The sequence below is a fragment of the Terrabacter sp. Soil810 genome (genome assembly GCF_001429645.1).
Taxonomy (GTDB): Bacteria; Actinomycetota; Actinomycetes; order Actinomycetales; family Dermatophilaceae; genus Terrabacter.
Genome location: NZ_LMSW01000001.1, coordinates 272266 through 295642, shown reverse-complemented (window position 1 = coordinate 295642; position 23377 = coordinate 272266). Strand labels below are relative to the sequence as shown.

General features: G+C 71.1%; 19 protein-coding genes, 1 tRNA gene and 1 other RNA gene. 10 read left to right on the top strand and 11 right to left on the bottom strand.

The genetic code is table 11. The features are described 5' to 3' along the window. Positions 1-3: 3 nt before the first annotated feature. Entirely contained in the window at positions 4-1230 is a 1227-nt protein-coding gene (eis, locus tag ASG96_RS01290) for an enhanced intracellular survival protein Eis (protein ID WP_057586121.1), read from the top strand. Between the two features lie 106 nt (positions 1231-1336). Here the strand turns inward: eis and ASG96_RS01285 are convergent, their stop codons facing one another. Next, the gene (locus ASG96_RS01285; protein ID WP_057586119.1) at positions 1337-2554 is read right to left on the bottom strand and encodes an MFS transporter; all 1218 of its coding nucleotides are present in this window, start codon (positions 2552-2554) and stop codon (positions 1337-1339) included. Positions 2555-2761: 207 nt separating this feature from the next. Here ASG96_RS01285 and ASG96_RS01280 point away from each other — a divergent pair, with 207 nt between their 5' ends. Beyond that, positions 2762-3844 carry a LacI family DNA-binding transcriptional regulator gene (locus ASG96_RS01280; RefSeq protein ID WP_369813557.1) on the top strand — a complete coding sequence of 361 codons (1083 nt, stop codon included), beginning with the start codon at positions 2762-2764 and terminating at the stop codon, positions 3842-3844. Positions 3845-3884: 40 nt separating this feature from the next. Here ASG96_RS01280 and ffs read toward each other — a convergent pair. The 3 genes from ffs to ASG96_RS01270 form a co-directional block, all read right to left on the bottom strand. Beyond that, an RNA gene (ffs, locus tag ASG96_RS22440) (signal recognition particle sRNA small type) lies at positions 3885-3981 on the bottom strand. A gap of 24 nt (positions 3982-4005) precedes the next feature. Further along, a complete protein-coding gene (locus ASG96_RS01275) occupies positions 4006-5328 on the bottom strand; it encodes an MFS transporter (RefSeq protein WP_057586115.1) in 1323 nt (440 codons plus the stop codon). 398 nt (positions 5329-5726) lie between these two features. Then, positions 5727-5814 (bottom strand) — tRNA-Ser (locus ASG96_RS01270). A gap of 87 nt (positions 5815-5901) precedes the next feature. On the opposite strand from ASG96_RS01270, the gene ASG96_RS01265 reads away from it, so the two are divergent. Then, entirely contained in the window at positions 5902-6852 is a 951-nt protein-coding gene (locus tag ASG96_RS01265) for an MBL fold metallo-hydrolase (protein WP_082588970.1), read from the top strand. A gap of 44 nt (positions 6853-6896) precedes the next feature. After that, positions 6897-7910: an ornithine carbamoyltransferase gene (gene argF, locus ASG96_RS01260; protein ID WP_057586113.1), complete on the top strand. Its 1014-nt coding sequence runs from the start codon at positions 6897-6899 to the stop codon at positions 7908-7910. A gap of 76 nt (positions 7911-7986) precedes the next feature. Here argF and ASG96_RS01255 read toward each other — a convergent pair whose 3' ends face one another. After that, positions 7987-8523, bottom strand: coding sequence for a LytR C-terminal domain-containing protein (locus ASG96_RS01255; protein WP_057586111.1), 537 nt, complete (start codon positions 8521-8523; stop codon positions 7987-7989). A 45-nt stretch (positions 8524-8568) separates the two neighbouring features. Next, positions 8569-8865 (bottom strand): type II toxin-antitoxin system VapB family antitoxin, encoded by a 297-nt coding sequence (locus ASG96_RS01250; RefSeq protein ID WP_020145941.1) that lies wholly within the window; start codon positions 8863-8865, stop codon positions 8569-8571. Between the two features lie 51 nt (positions 8866-8916). On the opposite strand from ASG96_RS01250, the gene ASG96_RS01245 reads away from it, so the two are divergent. From ASG96_RS01245 to ASG96_RS01235, 3 genes are all read left to right on the top strand, one after another. Continuing rightward, the gene (locus ASG96_RS01245; RefSeq protein ID WP_057586109.1) at positions 8917-10506 is read left to right on the top strand and encodes a helicase HerA-like domain-containing protein; all 1590 of its coding nucleotides are present in this window, start codon (positions 8917-8919) and stop codon (positions 10504-10506) included. A gap of 134 nt (positions 10507-10640) precedes the next feature. Then, the gene (locus tag ASG96_RS01240; protein WP_057586107.1) at positions 10641-11144 is read left to right on the top strand and encodes an RNA polymerase sigma factor; all 504 of its coding nucleotides are present in this window, start codon (positions 10641-10643) and stop codon (positions 11142-11144) included. Beyond that, a complete protein-coding gene (locus tag ASG96_RS01235; protein ID WP_057586105.1) occupies positions 11137-12207 on the top strand; it encodes a hypothetical protein in 1071 nt (356 codons plus the stop codon). The genes ASG96_RS01240 and ASG96_RS01235 overlap by 8 nt, the downstream gene beginning before the upstream one ends. 85 nt (positions 12208-12292) lie before the next feature. Here ASG96_RS01235 and ASG96_RS01230 read toward each other — a convergent pair whose 3' ends face one another. The 5 genes from ASG96_RS01230 to ASG96_RS01210 form a co-directional block, all read right to left on the bottom strand. Continuing rightward, entirely contained in the window at positions 12293-13129 is an 837-nt protein-coding gene (locus tag ASG96_RS01230) for a helix-turn-helix transcriptional regulator (RefSeq protein ID WP_056761426.1), read from the bottom strand. 144 nt (positions 13130-13273) lie between these two features. Next, positions 13274-15910: an adenylate/guanylate cyclase domain-containing protein gene (locus tag ASG96_RS01225; RefSeq protein ID WP_057586098.1), complete on the bottom strand. Its 2637-nt coding sequence runs from the start codon at positions 15908-15910 to the stop codon at positions 13274-13276. A 310-nt stretch (positions 15911-16220) separates the two neighbouring features. Then, the gene (locus tag ASG96_RS01220) at positions 16221-16451 is read right to left on the bottom strand and encodes a hypothetical protein (protein WP_157610587.1); all 231 of its coding nucleotides are present in this window, start codon (positions 16449-16451) and stop codon (positions 16221-16223) included. A 254-nt stretch (positions 16452-16705) separates the two neighbouring features. Further along, complete coding sequence (locus ASG96_RS01215; protein WP_057586096.1) at positions 16706-17353, bottom strand: response regulator transcription factor; 648 nt, start codon at positions 17351-17353, stop codon at positions 16706-16708. A gap of 162 nt (positions 17354-17515) precedes the next feature. After that, a complete protein-coding gene (locus ASG96_RS01210) occupies positions 17516-19300 on the bottom strand; it encodes a histidine kinase (protein ID WP_057586094.1) in 1785 nt (594 codons plus the stop codon). A 315-nt stretch (positions 19301-19615) separates the two neighbouring features. On the opposite strand from ASG96_RS01210, the gene ASG96_RS01205 reads away from it, so the two are divergent. Genes ASG96_RS01205 through ASG96_RS01195 form a run of 3 tightly spaced genes read left to right on the top strand, consistent with a single transcriptional unit; the run spans position 19616 to position 23312 of the window. Further along, a complete protein-coding gene (locus ASG96_RS01205; RefSeq protein WP_162261998.1) occupies positions 19616-21433 on the top strand; it encodes a TRAP transporter substrate-binding protein in 1818 nt (605 codons plus the stop codon). Beyond that, a complete protein-coding gene (locus ASG96_RS01200) occupies positions 21430-21783 on the top strand; it encodes a response regulator transcription factor (RefSeq protein ID WP_056761406.1) in 354 nt (117 codons plus the stop codon). The genes ASG96_RS01205 and ASG96_RS01200 overlap by 4 nt, the downstream gene beginning before the upstream one ends. A gap of 11 nt (positions 21784-21794) precedes the next feature. Next, complete coding sequence (locus ASG96_RS01195; RefSeq protein WP_057586090.1) at positions 21795-23312, top strand: sensor histidine kinase; 1518 nt, start codon at positions 21795-21797, stop codon at positions 23310-23312. The last annotated feature ends 65 nt before the right edge of the window (positions 23313-23377 follow it).

Genomic DNA, 23377 nt, shown 5'->3' with positions numbered 1-23377 from the left:
GCCATGAGCGAGCTGCGCACCCGTGACGTCGTCGACGCCGACCTCCCCGCCGTCCTGGCCATCCGCAGCCGGTCGTTCGGGCCGCTCGGCATCGGCGGCGACGCGTGGTGGCACCGCGTCTCGGCCGAGACCCTCGGCGGCCGGATGATCGCGGTCGTCGACGAGTCGGACACCGTCGTCGGCGCCGGCCGTATCCGACCGTTCGAGCAGGCCTGGGGCGGGCGGCACCTGCAGATGGGTGGTGTCGCCGGGGTCTACGTCGAGCCGAGCGCGCGGGGCCGAGGCGTCGCCACGGCCCTCACCCGCGCGCTCATCGCGCGGATGGGCGAGCTCGGTGACGTCGTGTCGTGCCTCTTCCCGACCACCGCCACCCTCTACCGCCGCTCCGGCTACGAGATCGGCGGCGTGCAGACGCGGATGACGTATGCCGCCCACCACGTCCGCGACCTCGGACCCTCGCGCTCCGGGCGGGCGGCGTCGAACGGCCTGCGCCCCGCCGTGCCGGACGACGCGCAGCACCTGCACGACCTTGCCCGCGAGACGAGCGCCCGGGCCGGGGTGAGCGGACCGATGGTGCGGTCGGTGGCAGCCCTGACGGGGATGCTCGAGCGTGACGAGCTCATCGCGTACGTCGTCGACGGCGGCTTCGTCGTCTACGACCTGTCCGAGCAGGCGGTCACGGTGGAGGAGCTCGTCGCGACGACGCCCGAGGCGGCGGCGACGCTCTGGGGGGTCGTCGGCTCGGGGTCGTCCGCCGCTCCGACGGTGCACACCTTCCTCGACCCCCGCGACCCGGTGACGCTCGTGCTCGGCGGGCTGCCTGTGGCGGACGCGCGGCAGGTCCCGTGGATGGCCCGGGTCATCGACCTCGGGGCGGCGTTCACCGGCCGCGGCTTCGGTCGGCACACCTCGGTCGAGGTCGACCTCCTCGTCGAGGACTCCGATGCGCCGGCCAACGCCGGCCGCTGGACGCTCTCGGTCGCCGACGGCCGCGGGACCGCGACCCGCACCGGCGACGCCCCGGTTCGAGGTGATGCCGAGACCCACGTGGCCGACGCGATCGCCTCGGACGCGCTGCACGTCGACGCCCGCGGCCTGTCGGCGCTGTGGTGCGGTTGGTCGGTCTCGCGCCTGCGCCTGGCCGGGCTCGCGAGCGGCGGCACCTCCGAGGGTGACGCCGCCCTCGACGCCGTCTTCGCCTGCCAGCCCTTCATCACCGAGTACTTCTGACCCCCGCACCCCGTCGAGTGAGCGCGTCGCACCGGTCGAGCGAGCGCGGCGTCCCAGGCGCGTGTGACAGGTGGGGCGCCGAGGCCACTCGCGTGGGGCTGGGCGCTCACTCGAGTGGGGCCGGGCGCTCCCTCGCGTCGGGCTCGCGGACGGCGGGGAGCGCGAGCAGGGCGACGACCGCCATGGCGCCGACGACGAGCAGCGAGTGCAGCACCCCGACGTGGTCGCCGAGGAAGCCGAGCAGGGGCGGGCCTGCGAGGAAGGCCGTGTAGCCGATCGTCGAGACGACGCTCATCCGGGCGGCGGCGCGCCTCGGGTCGTCGGCCGCGGCGCTCATGCCGACGGGGAAGCCGAGGCTCGCGCCGACACCCCAGACCGCGGCTCCGACGAACGCGAGCACCGGACCGCCGTAGACGACGAGCAGGCAGCCGACGACGGCCGACACGAAGAGGACGCGGAGCACGGGCACTCGGCCGCGCCGGTCGAGCACGCGGGTGCCGAGCAGCCGGCCTGCGGTCATCGCGGTGAGGAACACGGCGAAGCCGACGACGCCGACCCAGCGCTCGAGGCCGTAGCCGTCGGAGAGAGCCACCGCGACCCAGTCGTTGGCCGTGCCCTCGGTGAACGCGGCCGCCAGCACGACGACACCGATGAGCAGCGTACGTGGCTCGCGCCAGGCGGCACCGATCCCGGCGTCAGACCGCACCTCCGCACCCGTCTCGTCCGTCTCGACCGACCGGGGCAGGAACGCGCGGAGGAACCACGGGGTCACCGCGAGCAGCAGCACGACGACGCCGGCGAGGTGCACCGCGACCGGCACGTGGAGGAACGACAGCCCGGCGCCGATGAGGGCGCTGACGACCGTGCCACCGCTGAAGGCCGCATGGAAGTGCGGCATGATCGCGCGGCCGAGGAAGCGCTCGACCTCGGCACCCTCGAGGTTCATCGCGACGTCGAAGACGCCGGTGCCGATGCCGACGAGCACGAGGCCGGCCATGACGACTGCCCGGTTGCCGGCGACGTCGACACCCAGACCGACACCGATGAGTCCGACGCTCTGGACGATGGCAGCGCCCATGAGGGTGCGGGCGGCCCCGAGGCGGTGCACGATCCAGCCCGACAGCGGCAGGCCGATCACCGATCCGAGCGAGGCCGCGAGCAGGGTCAGGCCGAGCTCGCCGGCCGAGAGCCCGAGCTCGTGCTTGATGTCCGGGACCCGCGAGGCGAAGGCCGCGAACGCGGCACCGTTGATCGCGAAGGCCGTGAAGACGGCGGTGCGGGCCGTGCGGACGACGGCGGCCGGCGGGGCGCTGACGGCGGACATGACAAGAGCCTCTCAGGGACGGCGACGGTCGGGGCGAGACGAGCAGGCGGGCCGTCAGGACGGCCGGCCACCTCGACCGCGGCCCGGCGACGGGGTCGGAGCGTGGGTCGGAGCGTGGGTCGGAGCGTGGGTCGGAGCGTGGGTCGAGCGGTGGGGACGAGCCCCGGGACGTCTTCGAATCGATTCGACTCGAAACGTTTCGATAGCATGCCTCCCATGGTTGCCCGAGGTCAAGCCCGCCCGACGCTCCGCGATGTCGCCGAGCGCGCAGGAGTGTCGGTGTCGACGGCCTCCCTCGTCTTCAGCGGCAAGGGACCGGTCGCGGAGGCCACGGGCGACCGCGTCCGCGCAGCCGCGTCCGAGCTCGGCTTCACCGGACCCAACCCTCTCGCCTCGTCGCTGCGCCATGGCCGCTCGGGCGCGATCGGCGTCCTCGTCGAGGGACGCCTGCGGATGGCCTTCCGCGACCCGTTCGCCATCGCCGTCCTCGACGGCCTCGCCGAGGTGCTCGAAGCAGTGCCCACCGGCATGCTCCTCATCGGGCAGCCTGCGGGCACCAGCGAGTCCGTCATCCCCCAGCTCGCGCCGCTCGCCCTCGACGCCGTCGTCTTCTCGCTCTGCGGGCCCGGCGACAACCCGGCCGTCGAGCACCTCGCGGCCCGCGGCATCCCGATGTTCAGCACCGGCGTGCCGGGCGACCGGCGCATCACCCAGGTCCGCATCGACGAGCGCGCCGCCGGTGTCGCCGTCGCGGAGCACATCAGGGAGCTCGGGCACCGTCGGGTCGCCCACGTCGCCATGCCGCTGCTGCCGACGAGCACCGCCGGCCCGGTCCCGGACGCCGAGGTGCGGCCGGGTGAGGCCAACGTGCCCAGCGTGGGGCGTCTCCTCGGCTTCCGCGACGTCTTCGGGCCCGAGGCCCCCGCGGTCCAGACCGGCGACGGGTCGTCGTTCGAGGGCGGCCGGATCGCAGGCCGCGCCCTGCTCGACGTGCCGGAGCAGGAACGGCCCACGGCCATCGTCACCCAGTCGGACGTCATCGCGGCCGGGGTCATCGTCGCGGCGGAGGAGCTCGGCCTCCGGGTGCCCGACGACCTCAGCGTCACGGGCTTCGACGGCGTCGACCTCCCCTGGCTGCCGCACCGCATCACGACGATGGACCAGCAGGGCCGCGAGAAGGGACGCCTTCTCGGCACCCTCGTGCGCCGCCGGCTCGACGGCACGCGCCCGCGCAGCGTCACCCAGCCGGTCCTGCTGCGGGTCGGCACCACGACGGCGCCCCCACCCTGACGGAGGCCCACGAGCGCCCGGCCCGGAAGGAAGCCGGAGGGAAAGGGACACCCCGCGTACCTGGAAGAGCTCTCCTACCCTTGCTGCATTCCTGCCCTGGGGGAGTTCGGAGAGGTACCACCACGCGGGGTGCCGACGGCCAGTGTATGCCGCGGCCGACGTCAGCCGGAAATCGCCCCTCCCGCGGTGGCCGGGCTCGCGGCCGGCACCTCCTTGACCTCACGGACGCCGTTGACGTGCGGCGGCAGGCGCCGCTCGACGACGAGCGCGATGACGGCGAGCAGGGCACACCCGCCGACGAGGAACGCGATGTAGACCAGGCCGAGGTCGCGGCCGATGAGGAGGCTCGCGACGACCGGACCGACGACGAACGCGACCGAGAACATCAGCGAGCTGAGCGCGTTGTAGCGGCCGCGCAGGTGGTCGGGCGCGAGGTCGTTGACCATGGCCGCGCTCGTCGGCTGGAGCATCGTCTCGCCGAGCCCGAAGACGCCCGCGCAGGCGCAGAGCAGGACCGTGGCCGTGACGGTGCCCGGCACGAGCGACGTCGCGCCGAGCAGCGACCAGCCCACCATCCACGTGAAGGCCATGACGACGGTGACGCGGGTGCGGCGCCGCCCCTCGATGCGCTGGAGCACGAAGAGCTGCAGCAGGACGATGACGACGGTGTTGGCGGCGAACGCGTAGCCGAGCCCCTCGGTCGACACCTGCCCCACCGCGCGGGCGAAGGCCGGCATGCCGGCATTGAGCTGGGGATAGCTGACGAGCGCGGCCACCCCCACGAGGAGCAGCAGCGCGCGCAGCCGCGGATCGCGCAGCAGCGCGAGGTAGGAGACCGACTCGGACCCGGCGTCGACCGGCCGCTCGACCCGGTCACGGGCCCGGCGCAGCGGGCCGAGCAGGATCACCAGCGCCGGGACGTAGCTGAGGGCGTCGAGCAGGTAGACCGTGACGAACGTGCCGGGCCGAGTCACGTCGACGAAGCGGCCACCGACGATGCCGCCGAGGCCGATCCCGAGGTTGAGCAGCGTGAAGTTGATGCCGAAGTAGCGCTGGCGCTGCTCGGTGGGGATGAGGTTGCCGATGAGTGCACTCGACGCCGGCCACACGATGCCGAAGCCGTAGCCCATGAGCACGAGCGCGAACGCCGCCTGCCCCGTCGTCGTCGCGAGCGCCAGCACGACGTCGGCGAGGAGCAGCGCGACGAGGCTGCTCGCGTAGACCCGCCGCGGGCCGATGCGGTCGATGAGCGCCCCCGCCGGCGCCACGAGCACGATGCCGACCCCGGCCTGGAGGGCGAGCAGCAGCCCCACGGCCTCGAGCGGGATGCCGCGCACCTCGTGGAGGTAGACGACCATGAACGGCAGGACGAGGCCCGTGCCGATCGACTGGAAGACGACGGTCGAGATGAGCAGCTTGCCCTCGCGCGGCAGGTCGTGCCAGAACGAGGACAGCGGTGGTCGGGCGGCACTGGTCGAGCTCACCGGGGCAGTCTGCCGTGACCCACCGACAGCCGTCGCACGGTTTTCGGGACCTTCGCCTCTGGCGCCGACCGACGCCCCGGGCCCGCTGCCCCTCGGGCTCGTGATCGCCGGAATCCTCACTGCCGCCGCAACGTTCGTCGTCCCGGACCCGATGTCGCGGGTATCCGCTGGACGGTCGGCTTCGCACTCCTGTTCGGCGCGCTCGTCGTGGCGTCGTCGGCCTCGTCCACGAGCGTGGAGACCGCCGTCAGAGCTTGCGTATGCGTGGAGCTCGCCGACAGGCCCCCTGGCCCTCGTCCGGGCTGGGTCTCCTGTCGCGGGCTGGGGACACCATCGTGCGCGGGGATGGGGGAAGCGTCGGCCCCCATCGCGCTGAGCGCGATGGGGGCCGTTGCTGTTGGCGGAGGATGGGGGATTTGAACCCCCGAGGGTTTTATCCCAACACGATTTCCAATCGTGCGCACTAGGCCACTATGCGAATCCTCCGTCGCGCAGGCTACCGGAGGCGGACCCCGCACAAGAAATCGGCATCCCGGGAGGACGCCCGACACCACCCCGGAGCACAATCAGCCCATGGCCCCGCTCGCGCCGCTCCCCCTCGACACCGACGTCGCCTGGATCCACGGCTCCCCGTCGCCACGACACCTGACCGACCCACCGCTCCAGGTCCACCACCTCGCCCCCGGCACGGTCCTGATCCGGCAGAGCAAGGACCTCACCTTCGAGGCGCCGTTCATCCTGCTGCTCCTCGGCGAGCGTCGCGCCCTGCTCCTCGACACCGGCGCGGTCGACGGCACGACCCTGCGCCGGATCGTCGACGACCTCGTCGCGGACTGGCGCTCGACGCAGGACACGGTCACCGCCTCCGCCGTCGACGCGTACGACCTCGTCGTCGCCCACACGCACGGCCACGGCGACCACGTCGCCGGCGACGCCGCCTTCGCGGACCGACCGCACACGACGGTCGTCGGCCGCGACGTCGAGGCGGTGCGCGACTTCTTCGGCATCGGCGACTGGCCCGACGAGGTCGTCACCCTCGACCTCGGCGATCGCACCCTCGAGATCTTCGGCATCCCCGGGCACCATGCGGCCTCCATCGCCGTGCACGACGCCCGCACCGGGCTGCTCCACACCGGCGACACCGTCTACCCCGGCCGCATCTACGTCAACGACCCGCCGGCCCTGCTCGACACCTTCGACCGGCTCGTCACCTTCGCCGACGACCGCGACGTGCGTCACGTCCTCGGCTGCCACGTCGAGATGACGCGGCGACCGGGGCGTGACTACCCGCTCGGCTCGCGGTACCAGCCCGACGAGCCGTCCCCCTTCATGACGGTGGCGCAGCTGCGCGCCGCCCGCGACGCCTTCCGCACCGTCGCGCAGCGGCCCGGCATCCACCACTTCGACGACGTCGTCTTCTGCGTCGGCGAGGGGCCGCGGGTCATCGTCCCGCTCCAGGCCCGGGCCCTGCTCGAGCAGGTGCGCTGGCGCCTCGGCCTGCATCGGCGGCCGACGGGCCCCTGAGACCGGATTGCCGGGCGGCGACCACGCCTGAAACCATCACGTGCATGTCGCTCGCCGCACTCCACCGCCGCAACCTGCTCAAGGAGATCGACCTGACGCCCGACGAGTTCCGGGCGCTGCTCGACCTCGCCGCCGAGCTCAAGGCCGCCAAGCGTGAGGGCCGCGAGGTGCGACACCTCACCGGCAAGAACATCGCCCTGCTCTTCGCGAAGACCTCGACCCGCACGCGCTGCGCGTTCGAGGTGGCCGCGGCCGACCAGGGCGCGAGCACGACCTACCTCGACCCGATCGGCTCGCAGATGGGCCACAAGGAGTCGGCCAAGGACACCGCCCGCGTGCTCGGTCGCTTCTACGACGGCATCGAGTACCGCGGCGCCGGCCACGACGTCATCGAGACGCTCGGCGCCTTCGCCGGGGTCCCCGTCTGGAACGGCCTGACCGACGACTGGCACCCGACGCAGTCGCTGTGCGACGCGCTGACCATGCGTGAGCACGCCGGCAAGCCCGACGAGCAGATCGCGTACGCCTACGTCGGCGACGCCCGCTTCAACATGGGCAACTCGCTGCTCGTGACCGGCGCCCTCCTCGGCATGGACGTGCGCATCGTGGCGCCGCAGTCACTGTGGCCGTCCGACGCCGTCGTCGCCGTCGCGAGGAGGTATGCCGCCGAGACCGGTGCGCGCGTCACCCTCACCGAGGACGTGGCCGAGGGGGTGCGCGGCGTCGACTTCGTCCACACCGACGTGTGGGTGTCGATGGGCGAGGCCAAGGAGGTGTGGGCCGAGCGCATCGAGCTGCTCACGCCCTACCAGGTCAACGCGGAGCTCCTTGCCCTGACAGGGAATCCGCAGGTCAAGTTCATGCACTGCCTGCCCGCCTTCCACGACCTCGAGACGCAGGTCGGCGTGGACGTGCACGAGCAGTTCGGGCTCAAGGAGCTCGAGGTCACCGACGACGTGTTCGAGTCCGACGCCTCGGTCGTCTTCGACCAGGCCGAGAACCGCATGCACACGATCAAGGCGCTCATGGTCGCCACGCTGGTGCCGCTCGACGCCTGAGTCCGGGTCCTGTCGTCTGAGGTGGACGCGCCGCAGTTCTTCCCGCGCGTCTACCTCGAACCGGCGGGTCGGGCGGTCACTGCTGGACGGTGATCGTCGGGCACTGGCGCAGCGTCTGGGTCGGTGTCGGGGTGACCGGCACCTTGCCGAAGCTCTTCCACGCCGCACCGACGACGAGGTCGACGGTGTCGCCCTTGCGCTTGTCGTTGACGTAGACCGCCTGCGGCACGTGTGCCTTGACGAGGCGTGCCGACGCGGCGCCCTCGGGGCCGAAGCGGATCTGGGCGACCTGCTTGACGTTGGCGTCCTTGGGGTCGTTGCCGACCGCCTTGACCTTGAAGCCCCGGTTGTCTGCGGCCTTGGCGACCGCCGCGGCCAGCCCCTTGCGCTCGGTCGAGTTGTAGACGTTGAGGCTCACGTCGGCTGGCCGCAGGGCGGCGGTGGGCACCTCCGTCGTGCACGGCCCCGGAGTCGGGGTCGTGTCACGGAAGTACGTCGAGGCGTAGTAGAACGCCCCGGCCAGGCTCAGCAGGACGACCGCGATGACGATCGTCGATCGGCGCTGACGTCGCACCCGGTAGGTGCGGTCGTCCTCGTCAACGACCTCCGACATCCACGCTCCTTCGTCCGTCGGCCCCCGCGGTCGAGCGGCCCTGTGTCAGGAGAGTACGAGGACTCGGGCGTGAAGGACAGGTCTCTGCTGCAGCGCGGCACGAAGTGCCCGGTGCAGCCCGTCCTCGAGGTAGAGCTCGCCCTCCCACTCGACGCAGTGCGGGAAGAGGTCTCCGTAGAACGTCGAGTCGTCGGCCAGCAGGCCGCGCAGGTCGAGCGTGCTCTTGGTCGTGATGAGCTCGCCGAGCTGCACCACCCGAGGCGGGACGTTCGACCAGTCCTTGGTCGTCTCGAGTCCATGGTCTGGGTACGGGCGCGAGTCGCCGACGGCCTTGAAAATCACCGGGTCAGCATAGGCGTCGAACGTGGACGACCGGCCACTAGAGTTCGAACCGTGACCGAGACTGACGCCTCAGGAGCCCAGGGGACCGGCGACACGACCCAGATCGACGAGATCCGGGCGGGCTACGCGTTCGACGGCGGGGTGCTCAAGCTGGGCGCCGCGGTCGTCGACGGCCAGGCCCACGCCGACGCCCCCGTGCAGATCCCGCTCAGCGTCCTCAACCGCCACGGGCTCGTCGCGGGCGCGACCGGCACCGGCAAGACGAAGACCCTCCAGCTCATGGCCGAACAGCTCGCCGACCAGGGTGTCCCGGTCTTCCTCGCCGACATGAAGGGCGACCTGTCCGGCCTCGCGAGCCCAGGCGAGGGCGGCGACAAGATCACCAGCCGCGCGGCCGACGTCGGCATGCCGTGGACGGGGACGGCATACCCCACGGAGTTCTACTCGCTCGGCGGCAAGGGTGACGGCATCTCGGTCCGCGCCACGATCACGAGCTTCGGCCCGACCCTGCTCAGCAAGGTCCTCGGCCTCAACGACACGCAGGAGAGCAGCCTCGGGCTGATCTTCCACTACGCCGACAAGAACGGCCTCGCGCTCCTCGACCTCAAGGACCTCCGCGCCGTCATCAGCCACCTGACGTCCGACGAGGGCAAGGCCGACCTCAAGGACCTCGGCGGGCTCTCGAGCGCGACGGCCGGCGTCATCCTGCGCAACCTCATCACCTTCGAGGACCAGGGCGCCGGCGCCTTCTTCGGCGAGCCCGAGTTCGAGACCGGCGACCTGCTGCGCACCACCGCCGACGGCAAGGGGATCATCTCCTGCCTCGAGCTGCCGCAGGTGCAGGACCGCCCGCAGCTGTTCTCGACGTTCCTCATGTGGATGCTCGCCGACCTCTTCCACGACCTGCCCGAGGAGGGCGACGTCGACAAGCCGAAGCTCGTCTTCTTCTTCGACGAGGCGCACCTGCTCTTCAACGACGCGAGCAAGGCGTTCCTGCAGGCCATCGAGCAGACCGTCCGGCTCATCCGGTCCAAGGGCGTCGGCGTCTTCTTCGTCACCCAGTCGCCCAAGGACGTCCCGTCCGGAGTCCTCGCCCAGCTCGGCAACCGCGTCCAGCACGCCCTGCGAGCGTTCACCCCCGACGACGCGAAGGCGCTCAAGCAGGCCATCGCCACCTACCCGCACACGGCCTACGACATGGAGAAGCTCCTCACGAGCCTCGGCATCGGCGAGGCCGTCGTGACCGTCCTGTCCGACAAGGGCGTGCCGACGCCCGTCGCGTGGACCCGGATGAAGGCCCCGAACTCGCTCATGGACCCCTCGTCGCCCGCGACGATGGACGCGGTGACCGCCGCGTCCCAGCTCAGGACGAAGTACGCCGACGTCGTCGACCGCGAGTCGGCGTACGAGAAGCTGGCGGCCCGGCTCCAGGCGGCTCCTGCCGCCCCGGCTGCGCCCGCGCCGACCCCCGCCGCCCCGACCCCTGCGCCCGTGCCCGCGTCGAAGCGCGCGCCCAAGGAGGAGCCCAGCATCATCGAGCAGGTCGCCGGGAGCTCGGCGTTCAAGTCGATGCTCCGCTCGGCGGGCACCGTCATCGGCCGCGAGATCACCCGCAGCATCTTCGGCACCCGCAAACGCTGACACCACCGACTCCCTGACCGGGGCGCCTCGACCGTTCGTGGGTCGGGGCGCTCTCGCGTGCTCGGACGCAACCAAACGACCTCGGCAGGGACTGTTCCGCTGTCAGGATTGATCAGCGGGAACCGAGGTGGGCCATGCCCGAGGACGAGGACCCGATCCGGGTCATCTACGACGCGTCGTACCGAAGACTCGTCGGGCAGCTGTATGCCCTGTGCGGCAACCGCGGAGACGCGGAGGACGCCGTGCAGGAGGCGTTCGTTCAGGCGGTCTACCACCGACGCCGCTTCCTCGAGATGGACAGGCCGGAGGCGTGGCTGCGCACCGTGGCCCTCAACCGGATCCGCAAGGGGTGGCGGCGCCGCGCGCTCGCCCGTCGTGTCCTGTCGCAGTCCAGCGCGGCCGCGCCGGACGACGGCTTCGGGCTCGACCCCGACCACGTGGCGCTGGTCGCCGCCCTCGGACGCCTGACCCCGGTCCTGCGCGAGACCTTCGTCCTGCACTACGTCATCGACCTGCCCGTCGCGACCGTGGCCTCGGAGCTCAACGTGGCCGAGGGCACCGTCAAGGCGCGTCTGTCGCGCGGACGGGTCGCGCTGGCCGACCTGCTCTCGGACCGGGAAGGAGCCGACCATGTCTGACCTCACGTCACTCGTCGACGAAGTGGCCCAGCGGGTCGAGGAGCCGGCGTTCGAGGGGATCACCCGCCGGGCGCGGACCCGGCGCGTGCGTCGCGTCGGTACCACTGTCACGGCCGTCGGTCTCGCCGCCGTCGTGTCCGTCATCGCGCTGAGCTCGACGTCAGGTCGCCCTCGGGCGCTGCCCGCCACGCATCCGCCGACCTCTGTGGCTGCCACGGCCCGGCCCCCCGAGCAGATCGTCAACGGTCGCAACGCCACCATTCGGTGGACGCGCATCGCCCCAGAACGATCCGGACAGTTCGTCATCCGTGACTGGCAACAGTGCAGCAATGACACCCTCACGGTGACGAAGTGCGACCCGGCACTGCTCGTGGACGCCTGGGAAGTCACGGACGGCACGGGACGTCAGCAGCTCCTACCGCCCGGGGACGGTGACGACCTGAGGTACGCCGGCGGTGGCGTCTGGGTCCTTCGTCTGGCCTCGCCGCAGCACCCGGCCCTGTGGCGAACCGTCGCAGCGTCCCCCCGCCTGGCCGCACCCGTGACACTTGCCGTCGACCCGGTACGCACCACGGACATGCAGTCGGCCATAGGGCGACCGCACGTCACCTGCCCGGACCAGCCTTGGCGCATCTGTGTGGTCGACCTGTCAGCGAACGTCCTGGTCCCGGTCGACGATCTGCCGACCGGGGCCTGGGCCATCACCAATCAGGCCGGCTGGTGGGGAATCCTGGACACCGGGCAGGCCGTCGTCGAGCAGTCGGACGGCACCCTCCTGCGCCCCGAGCTCTACGAGCTCGTGGCGAGCCCGACGCGGGCGTTCGTCGAGGACGCCGTGGACGGCACGATCGGCTGGTACCTGAGCACCGAGGAGGACGTGGTCGCTGGCACGCCGCTCACCGCGTTGCTCAGCAGCGACCGAGGACGGACCTGGACGCTGAGGTCCGTACCGAAGGACGCCGAAGCCGCCTACGACTGGGTCAACGAGACGAGTCAGGACCCCCTCGTGGTTCGGGCGGTCCTGCCGGACGACTGGCGGGCGTGGCCCGTCATCGCTCGCTAGTGGGCCGCCAGAGCGCCCCGACCTCGAGGGTCGGGGCGCTCTGGCGCGGACGGCTCACCGGGACAACCCGACCGGCGACCCTCGGCTACGCGTCGAGCTCGACGTCGTCGAGGTCCCCGTCGACGTCGGCGAAGTAGCTGATGATGCGGATGTCCGGCTCGTCGAGCACCTGGAGCACGAGCTGGCGCAGCTGGATCACCTGGCCGGTGTCGAGGCGGATCCGCTTGGTGCGGCCGCGGGTCGGGTCGGAGTCGTGCCGCTCCCACCACTCGACGGTGTCCGGGTTGGTCTTGAAGATCTCATCGAGGATCCGCTTGAACGACGGGTCGTCCGGGTGCCGCGCGTACGCCTCGCGGAAGAGCGCGAGCTGGTCGGCCGCCTCCTGCTCCCAGTCCACGAAGAGGCTCCGGGCCGCCGGGTCGCAGCAGTAGAACCAGAGCAGGTTGCGCTCGCGCTTGCTCCGCTTGCTCTCCCAGTCCGTGAACAGCTGGCAGGCGGTGTGGTTGGCGCCGAGCACGTCCCAGCGAGCGCCGACGACGTAGGCCGGGTTCGGGTCGATCGAGTCGAGCAGCTCCTCGAGCTCCTCGGTCAGCTCCTCGTGCGCCTGCGGCCGCCGCGACGGGGCGCCCGTCGCGAGCGCGTGCAGGTGCGCGCGCCCGTCGGCGTTGAGCTTGAGGGCACGGGCGAGGCCGTCGATGACGCTCTGGCTCGGACGCAGGTCGCGGCCGCGCTCGATGATGTCGTAGTACGCCACGGAGACGTTCGCGAGCTCGGCCACCTCGGTGCGGCTGAGGCCCACCCGGCGCCGACCCTTGGCCCGCTTGATGCCGACCTCCTCGGGGGCCAGCTCGTGCCGGCGCGCGCGGAGGAACTCGCCCAGGGGTGAGGGGGTGCGCACGCTGAGGGGGACGTCCGTGGTCATGCCGCACATCCTGCCAGTGGTGCGCCACCACGAGACGCCACGTGGCGTCCCGAACCGTGCAGCTCGGGTTCGGGTCTCCGACGTGCCTGCCTGTGCGTCGATCGGACGCGACTGCACCCGGCGGTGGACGCCGGTCGGCGGGGGTCAGCCGTCGTCGAGTCCGAGGAGCAGGTCCTCCACCAAGGACTCCCGCCCGGTCCGGATCTCGCGCGCCCAGTCCTCGGCGGAGATGTGCCCCTCCACCGCGGTCCAGGCCTCGGCCCGCTCCTCGTCCCGGTAGGGGTTCGGCAGCGAGAGACGGTCCCTCATGGCCTCCTCGGCTCCGATCAGGTGCGCGGCGCCCACCGGATCCCCGAGCCCGATGAGGATGGTCATGTAGGTGTTGGCGAAGGCCATCGTGAGGTTCGGGCTGCGCAGCCGCACGACCTGGTCGACGAGCGACTGTGCGAGCCGGCCGGCCTCCTCCGCCCGCCCGCTCGCCGCCAGGAGGTTGGCGAGGTTCTGGCCCTGGACCGCTGACTCGTGCTCATCGCCGGCCTCCCGGACGATCTCGAGCGCCTCGTGGGTCAGCTCCTCGGCGCGTGCGTAGTGGCCCAGCTCCTCCTCGACCCCGGCGAGGTTGCCCAGGGCACGGGTGAGCCTCGACTGGTTGCCGATCCGCCGGTGCAGCGAGAGGGACTCCTCGAACGTCCGATGGGCGGAGTGGATGTCCCCCTGGTGCAGCTGCGCCGTCCCGAGGACCCCCATCGCGAAGGCCTCCCGCTCCTCGTCGGCGACCGCGCGCGCCATGGACAGGCTCTGCATGGCGTACTCAGCGCTGCGATCGGCCTCACCCCGCGCGATCAGGAGGTTGGCGTAGGTCCCGAGGCATGCGGCGAGCTCCCCCGACGGCGCGCTCCCGGCGCGCTCGAGAGCCAGCTCCAACCAACGGCATCCCTCGATGACGTATCCACCCGTGTACCAGAGCCATCCGAGCGACGTCGACAACCGGAGCGCGGTCGAGGTCGCGGCGAGATCCAGGCCCTCGGTCGCCCCGCCATGGCGAAGCCCCCACCCCAGGGCCTCACGGAAGTTGTCGAGCTCGGCCTCCGCCTGGCCGAGGGCGAGGAGGTGGTCGGAGTCGCGCGTCACCCTGAGGCTCTCGGCGACCTCCAGGTAGTGGTCGGCGTGCGCGGAGCGTGCCTCGTCGAGCTGACCCGTGCCGCGCAGCTCCGCCAGTGCGAAGGATCGGATCGTCTCCAGGAGGGTGATGCGCGGCTCGCCGTCGGGCGCCTCGGACACGAGCGCGAGACTGGCGTCGACGAGGTCGGCGACGAGGTCCAGGGGCTCGCTGGGCGGGTCCCCCGACCCGGCGGGGAGCGCGACCGCCCTCACCGCCTCGAGGTCTGCCCCGCCTGCGAACACCCCCAGCCGCCGGAAGAACGCCTGATGACGCCCGGGGAGCAGGTCGTAGGACCAGGCGATGGTCTCGCGCAGCGTCCGGTGCCTCATCGGGCCGTGCCTGCTCATCGACGCGAGGTCGAGCGTCGTGTCGATCCGACGCAGGAGCGCCTGCGGACCGAGCAGACGGGTCCGCGCGGCGGACAGCTCGATGGCCAGCGGTAGCCCGTCCAGGCGCCGGCAGATGGCGACGACCGCGTCGACGTTCTCCGGCGTCAGCCGGAAGTCCGGGCGCACGCTACGGGCCTGCTGCAGGAACAGCTGCACCGCCGGGGACCTCTCGACGGCAGCCACCGTCGAACCGGTCGGCAGGCCGAGGGGCAGGACCGGGTAGAGGTGCTCCCCCGGCACGGCCAGCGGTCGACGCGAGGTGGCCACGACCGCTGCTCGGGGCGCCGCCTGCAGCAGCTCCGAGACGACCTCGTCGGCGTCGCTGAGCTGCTCGAGGTTGTCCAGGACGAAGAGGGCCGTCCGGTTCGCCACCTGCTCGAACAGTCGCGGTGGCAGGCGGCTGCTCCGCGGCACCTCGAGCACGTCGCCGAGCGTCGTCCACGTCACCTCGGGGGTGGTGGCCGCCGCCAGGGGCACGAAGTAGACCCCGTCGGGAAAGGCCGTCACGAGGTTGGTCGCCACCTCCGTCGCGAGTCGCGTCTTGCCCGATCCTCCGGGTCCGCTGAGCGTGACCAGTCGGACCTCGGGCGACCGCACTAGGTCGACCAGTTCCTCTACCGCCTCTTCACGTCCGACCAGGTGGGTCGTCGGGATCGGCAGGCGGGTCGCAGCGCCGAGGGTCCTGAGCGCCGGGAAGTCGTTCTGCAGGCCGTCGACCGTGAGCTGGAAGAGCCGCTCCGGCTCCGGGATGTCCTTGAGGCGGTGGCTGCCGAGGTCCCGCAGTCCGACGCCGTCGGGAAGAGCGCCCCGAGCGAGCCCCGCCGAGACCGACGACAGGACGGCCTGCCCCCCGTGGGCAGAGGAGGCGATGCGGGCCGCGCGGTGCACGTCCATCCCGACGTAGTCGTCGTGGTGGACCTGCGGTGACCCCGTGTGGATGCCCATGCGTACGCGTACGCGCTCGTCCCCGGGCCACGGCTGGGTGTCCAGTCCGCGCTGGGCCTGGACGGCGGCGCTCACCGCGCCCTCGGCGGTGGGGAACACGACGAAGAAGCTGTCCCCCTCGGTGCCCATCTCCGTGCCCCCGTGGGCGGCCCATGCCGAACGCAGCACGTCCCGGTGCTTGTCCAGGGCCTCCGTGTACCGGCGCCCCAGACGGCTCAGCATCAGCGTCGACCCCTCGATGTCGGAGAACAGCATCGACACCGTCCCGGACGGCAGCTCGCGCACGGCGCCTCCCTCCCACTCTGCCGTTTCCGAGCGTGGGTCCTGGGATCGCAGCTCGTCAAGGAATTTGCGGTGGAGGGCCCTGCCAACAGTGATCGCGTATGCCGCTCGTCCCCCGTCACCGGGCACCCGAGCCACCTTTCCTGCCGATGCAACCGAACGGCATACCGGGCGGTTCGTCCAGGTGGAGGCGTGGAACGCAGGAGGAGGGCCGGCCGGGCGAACAGGGAGCGTGCCGGAGGATGCATCCGCGCGGGTCCGTGGTGGGTCGCCGGCACCGGGTGCCGGCGACCCACCACGCTCCTTGCATCTCTCAGAGCGCTGCGTGACCGACGTTGGTCAGCAGGACGATCTCGTTGTGGATGCCGCGTCTGTCCGAGGGCCGCGCCTGCGCGTAGGCCTCGGTCAGCTCGTCGATCGCCACCTGGACCATGTCGGACGTCTGCCGTGACGGTGGATCCGGAACCGGCGAGGCGGTAGCGGCGACGGGCAGTGCCAACAGGCCGAAGGCGACGAGTGAGACGGTGGCGGTGCGAACGTTCATGATCATCTCCTGGATGAGTTCGCTTGTGGGTCAAGCGATGTGGGTCGGGATCGATGTCGCGGCTCGCGCCGGGTGATCCACGTCCAGAGTCGTCTCAGGGAGGCCTGGCGCACATGCGGAGTAGCACTTGACCGCGCACCGCGGTCTTGGGGTTTCCCCGCATCGCGGCGTCGCAAAAGGCTGTGAAATGCGCATCAACCGCGCGTCCGCGACCAGGCGTCGGCCAGGCCCATGGGGCCTGACCTGTCCCGGCGTCAGGCGCTGCGCAGGAAGGTCAGGACGGCCAGGACCCGGCGGTTGCTCTCCGGCGACTCGTCGAGCCCCAGCTTCGTGAAGATCTGGCGGACATGCGCCTCGACCGTGCGGTCGGTGATGAACAGCCGCCTACTGATGCCCTGGTTGGTCAGGCCCTCAGCGACGAGAGCAAGCACCTCGCGCTCACGCACGCTGAGCTCGTCGAGCGGGTCCGCGTCGCGGTGCTTGTGCAGGAGGCGCGCGACGATCGTCGGGTCGATCACCGTCTCCGCCTCCGCCACCCGCCGCAGGCTGTCGACGAGGACGTCGCCCGAGTAGATCCTCTCCTTGAGGATGTAGCCGATGCCCTCGGGCTGGTCCTCGATGAGACGCAACGCGTACGCCGACTCGACGTAGTGGGACAGCACCAGCACGCCGGTGGCCGGGAACTCGGACCGGATCGTGGCTGCCGCGACCAGGCCCTCGTCGGTATGCGTCGGAGGCATGCGGATGTCGACGACGCAGACGTCCGGACGGTGGGCTCGCACCAGGTGGAGGAGCGCCGAGGCGTCGGCCGCCTGGCCCACGACATCGACCCCGCCGGACCGCAACAGGGCGACGACGCCCTCGCGCGTCAGGAGTGTGTCGTCCGCAACAACGGCTCGCATGCCACCTCCGCTCGGAGGCCAGTCGACACCGATCTCGGCGGTCGCCCTGGTCCCCGTGCCAGTGTGTCAGCCCCGCCGTCCGCGCACTTGGGGTTGAGTCCGAGCAGGCTTGCCCCCGAGGAGTGGATCATCCCTCTGCGACGGTCAAGGGGCATCGTCGACTCACGTCCGCACGCCATCGGCGGGTTCCGCGTCAGGGGACACGTCCAGCCTGAGCGGCAGCGCCAGGTCGACGCGGCTGCCGCCGTCCACGTGCGTCAACTCGATGCGCCCGCCGATGGCGGCCACCCGGTCCTCGAGACCTGAGAAGCCCAGGCTGGCATCCGCGACGTCCGCGCAGACACGGAGCCAGCCCCCGTCGCATGTCGCGCGAACCGTCGTGGGCCCATGTGCCGCAGCGGTTGCGACGACGACGTATGCCGTCGCCTCGACCGCCGTCGGAAGCCGCCCCTCCGGGGCGGCCACGACCTGCAGAGACAGTGTTTCGCTCAGCGCCTCCCACGCGCCTGCGAGCCCTTCGGTCACCAAGACGTTCGGGAACAACCCCGCGGCCAGCTCCCGGAGATCGCGCACGGCACCCTGAACCTCGGCCTCCGCCACATCCACCGTCTTTGCCACCTCGGGCTGGTCCTTCCCGATGCTCGCCCGCAGCAGGCGTAGGCCCAGCAGAAGACCGACGAGACGTTGTTGCGCACCGTCGTGAAGGTCGCGCTCCAGCCGACGCCGTTCGCGGTCGCCTGCCTCGATGATGCGGAGACGCGACCCCGCGAGGGCGCGCACCTGGGCGAGCCCCTCGGCGCGCAACCGCTCGTTCTCGAGCCCCAACCGGGCTGCGGTCACGACCTCACGGACCGCATCCGGGTTGTCGAGCAGGCCCGGCAGGTGCACCAGCACGGCGATCTCGTCGCCGTCGTGCTCGAGGCGGCTGGTGGCTCGTCCCGACCCGGCCGTCACGTCCACCGCCGCGAGGTGGACGTCGCGGTAGGTGCCGTCGACGGGATAGGCCACGAGGAGCGATGGGTCGTGCAGCCACGCGGCCAGCGCCTCACGCATACCTCCGGCGGCGGCTTCCCGGTGCAGGTCGACGACGAGGCCCGTGACACCCCGGCGCATGGCACGAGATCGCAGCAGGCTGAACGCCACCGCGGCTGCCAGTGCGGCCAGACCCACGAGCTGCGCCCACCAGAGAGCCTGTTCCGCCGCCGAACCTCCCACGAAGCCGCGATCCAGGCTCATGACGAGGTGCGCCACGACCGCCGCCAGGTACAGGAAGCCGATCGTCCACACCGCGCCACGCGCCCGTCGCGACGCGGGACTCATGCGCACGAGGCCGACGGCCAGGACGACCATGGTGACGATCGCCCACGCGAGCGCGGCGATCATCGCCAGTCGCGCGGATGTTGCTGCCACGTCCGGGTCGTCAAGCACCAGAAGAAGATTCCTCGGGCAGTCCGAGCAGCCCAGGGCCTGCGGGTCGAAGAACAGCATGGGCACGAGTCCCAGTGCACCGACGAGCACGAGGGCTCCCGCCGCGAGCAGGTAACGCTCCGCACGCGAGTCGATGTGTCCGGATGGGAAGGCAAACACCGTCCAGGTCGCGGCGACAGGAACGGCGACAGCGAGAGGCAGCCCCACCGAAAACACTGCCGCAGACAGGAATCCAGCCGTTGCGGCACCAGGGATGTCCCACTCGGTCGTAAGCATGAGGCTCGCGACGAGGATCAGCAGCCAGCCGAACGGATTCACCGGTCTGGCAAGCCGATGGACGATTCCGACGGTCACGAGCCAGGACACAGTGCAGAAGAAGGCGAGTTCGGAGCGAACTGACTCACCGCTGTCGGAGAAGCCCGGCGACGCGGCCACGACGCGTGCCGTGAGCCACGCGAGACCAGCGGTGATGCCCAGCGTCACGGCCGACCGAAAGATCTGTGCGGCATCGACGGACATCGCCCGTCGTGGCGCGTGCCCGCCTGCGACGCCCCCGGCCGCCGGGACGAACGCACGTCGCGCCCTCTGCGGACCCCTCATGTCACCCAGCGTCCACCCAGGACGAGCCTCGCGACTCAGGGTTGGCACTGATTCGCTCGATCGATTGACCGGACGACACTGGCCTGGGAGCGAGACAATGGACCGTTGTGGCACCGAAGGGACGTGCCGGCCATGATCCGAAGCACGACATCGACCGCAGGAGTCATGCCGACTGTCATGACGGCCGGCTGCTTGGTGAAGAGATCGACCTGGGCGCTCCTGGCCGCCGTGGCCGTGGTCGCCGCCGGGTGCACCACCACGGAACCGGACCGGGCCGGCGGCCGTGGCCTCCAAGAGGTGACCGTGCTGGAGATCGCCCAGCCTGACAACGCTGCGCCCGCGCAGGTGCAGGCGTATGCGTCAGAGGTGGAGAAGCAGTCGCACGGGGCCCTGCGCCTTCACTTCAACGACGACTGGCGTCAGGGCGAGATCTTGTTCGAGAAGAACACCCTCGAAGACGTGACGAGCGGTCGCGTGCCGGGTGCCTGGGTCGGCGTGCGGTCGCTCGACCTGATCGGGGTGACCTCGTTCCAGCCGCTGGTTGCCCCGCTGCTCGTCGACAGCCACGACATGCAGGATCGCATCTTCTCGGAGGGCATCCCGCTCGAGATGGCGCGCAGCCTCGAGGGGCACGGCTTGATGGCGGTCGCCGTCCTGCCGGGTCCGATGCGCAAGGTGCTCGGGGTGCGCAGGCCGTTCCGGGAGCCCGTGGACTTCTGGGGCGCCGAACTCGGAGTCCAGGGCGGCGACATACCGGAGGCCACGGCGAAGGCGCTCGGGGCGACCCTCACCCGAATGTCGTCCGGAGCAAGCCTCAGCGGGCTCGACGCCTACGAGCAACAGGTCGACAGCATCTTCGGCAGCTTCTACGGACTCGAGGCGAGATACGTCACCGCGAACCTCAACCTCTGGCCGGCGGCCATGACCGTGGTCCTCAACGAGGCGGCCTACCGCGGGCTGACCGACGCCCAGCGGGAAGTCTTGCGCACGGCCGCAACGACTGCGGTCCCGGCGGCTCTCGAGGCAGCTCGGACGGAGGACGTCTCCGCGGTCGCCAAGCTGTGTGGTCAGGATGTCGCGTTCCCGGCCTCGTCGGACCTCCAGCTCGCCGCCCTGCGCCAGGCCGTCCAACCGGTCTACAACCAGATCGCCGCCGTCGACCCGGACAACGCCCGCATGCTCGACCGGCTCGCTGCTCTCAGGGCCACCGTCGCCGCGCCGCCGGACCTCTCGGTCTGTCCTATGCCGGGAGCCGTTTCAGCGCGCGGGTCGTTCCCCGAGGGAACCTACGAGATGGCGCTCGACAACGATGCCAGATGGCAGTGCCCGGGCGGCCCGCGGCAGGGCACTCCAGGTCGAAGGTCCTGGTTCTCGCTCGAGGTGAGAGGCGACAAGGTCACCATTCGCCAACGCGTCGACAGCCAGACTGCGCCCAAGGAGTCCGCATACAACGGGGCGTACTCCACCCTGCGCGACCGGATCCGGATAGACAGCCTCAACGCGAGGTGGTCCTTCGACGGGAATGCCCTACGGTTCAGCGACATGACCGGTGGCTCGTGCGGCGAGACCGTCATCTGGACGACCAAACCCTGGGTCCTCCGGACACCCCCTGCGGCGGGCGCGCCGGTGGTTCCGGAGGGCACGTACGAGACGGTTCTGTCTCCAGCCGACCGCCACCTCTGCGACGGCCAGCTGGGTGAATACCTTCTCAACAGGGAACTCTTCGTCCCGCAGGACCACCCCCGCACCTGGTACCTGAGCTTCACTCTCGATGGCGGAGTGGTGACGGAGCACGAGAGCGAAGTCAGCCCTACGGCGATCGCCCGCATGGGATGGGTGGGCAGCTACCGCGTCTACGGCAACACTTTCGAGCTGACCGGTCTCAGGAGCACAGCGAACTATCCGGCCGGCACTGACCGCCGCGGCCCCATGACCGCTACCTTCACGTTCGTCGGCAGGACTCTGACGCTCACACCCGTGGGGTCCTGGCGGTGTGAGAGCCGGGTCCTGTGGACCCGCCACCCGTGGACCCTGACGAAGAGGGCGCCATGACACCGACGCTCGTGATCATCGACGACCACGCCGGCTTCCGGGCTTTCGCCAGAGCGCTGCTCGAGACGGAGGGCTACGACGTCGTCGGAGAAGCCGCCGACGGTTCCTCGGGTGCTGAGCTGGTCGGCCGCCTGCAACCCGATGTCGTGCTGCTCGACGTCGTTCTGCCGGACGTCGACGGGTTCGCGGTGTCCGAGCGCATTGCGGACACGGCGCCTCACTGTGCGGTCGTGCTGACGTCAACTCGCGGGCGCAGATCCTACGGAGCGCGCGTTGCCGCCAGCCCCGCTCGCGGCTTCGTCGGCAAGAGCGAGCTCAGCGGCTCTGCGCTGGACCTGCTGACCGGGTGACCGGGTGACCCATGGTCGGGAGTCGGTTCCTCCAAGTCGTCGACCTGCTGGTCGGTGTGGTCGTGATCTCCGCCGGCCTGGCGTCGATGCGGTCCGGCAGGGTCGCCCGGCTGATGCTGCTCGTCGGGGCGACGTGGCTGGTCGGCAGCGTCTTCTCCGCAGCCGTCTTCCTTCACCGCGGTCCGCTGGTGCAGCTGCACCTCACCTATCCCACCGGGCACGCGAGGCGCCGCTACGTCACGGTCGTCATCGGGGCGGCATACGTCCTGGGCGTTGTCGAGGCGTTCGTGCCCGCTGCCGCGCTCACCCTGGCACTCGCGCTCCTGGTCGCCGCAGCGGCGATCGACGTCTTCGTGCGCACCACGGGCCCCGCCCGCAAGGCGGGACGCCCGGCCCTGGGGGCAGCCCTCGGGTTCTCCGCGGTGCTGATGACGAGCGCCCTCAACCAGCTACTGGCCTGGAACATCGACGTGCCCGTCCTGCTGGCATACGACGGTGTCGTCGCGGGCGCCGCTGTCGTGCTGGCTGCCGACCTACGGTGGGGTCGCTGGACTGAAGCGACCCTGAGTGATCTCGTTGCCGACCTCGGGAAAACCTCCGATACGAGCGGGCTGGCCGGACGGCTGCAGCGAGCCTTGGGCGACCCCGGGCTCACGGTCGGCTACTGGATCCCGGAGAGGGCGGCCTACGTCGATGACCAGGGTGAGCCGATCGAGCTGCCGGCGCATGACGGTGGTCGCATGGCGACCCCCATCGACGACGACGGGAGGCATGTCGCCGTGCTGGTCCACGACCGGGCGCTGCTCGAGGACCCCGGGCTGGTGAGCGGCGTGGCAACGGCGGCCAGGCTCGCGATGACCAACGCGCAGATGCTCGCTGACATCCGCTCCCGGGTCGGCGACCTCACGCAGTCCAGGCAACGCATCGTTGAAGCCGTCGACGACGAGCGGGCACGGATCGCTGACGAGCTCGCCGGCGGCGCTCAAAGACGACTTGCCCGCGTCGCCGACATCCTGGACCACGCCGCGACTGCGGATCTGTCAGGTGACCGGCACCTCACGCTGGTACGTGCGGAGGTCATGCAGGCGCAGGAGGACCTGACGAGGTTCGTCCGGGGGGTGCGCCCTTCAGCCCTCGTCGAGGGTGGCCTCGACGCGGCTGTCCGTGACATGGCCGGGCACCTTCCGTTCCAGGTCGATGTACGAGTCGATGTGGGACGGCTTCCCGACGCGCTCGAGGGGGCATTGCTCTTCTTCTGCTCCGAGGCAATGACCAACGTGGCGAAGCACGCCGGCGCGACCCGGTGCGGGGTCATCATCACGGCTGGGCCGGACCTGATCATCGCGGTCGTCGAGGACGACGGTATCGGTGGGGCGGACCCGTACGGATCAGGCCTGCTCGGCCTCACCGACCGGATCGAGACCATGGGGGGACGGCTGATCGTGACGAGCCCGCCTGACGGTGGCACCCGTCTCGAGGCGCGCATACCGCGACCGGCAGAGGATCGCGCCGCGGGCAACGGGCGGTAGCGCATCGCCTTCGGCGATCAGTGGCGGTGGGAACCGTCACGAGCGGGCGGGTTCGTTCCTCACCC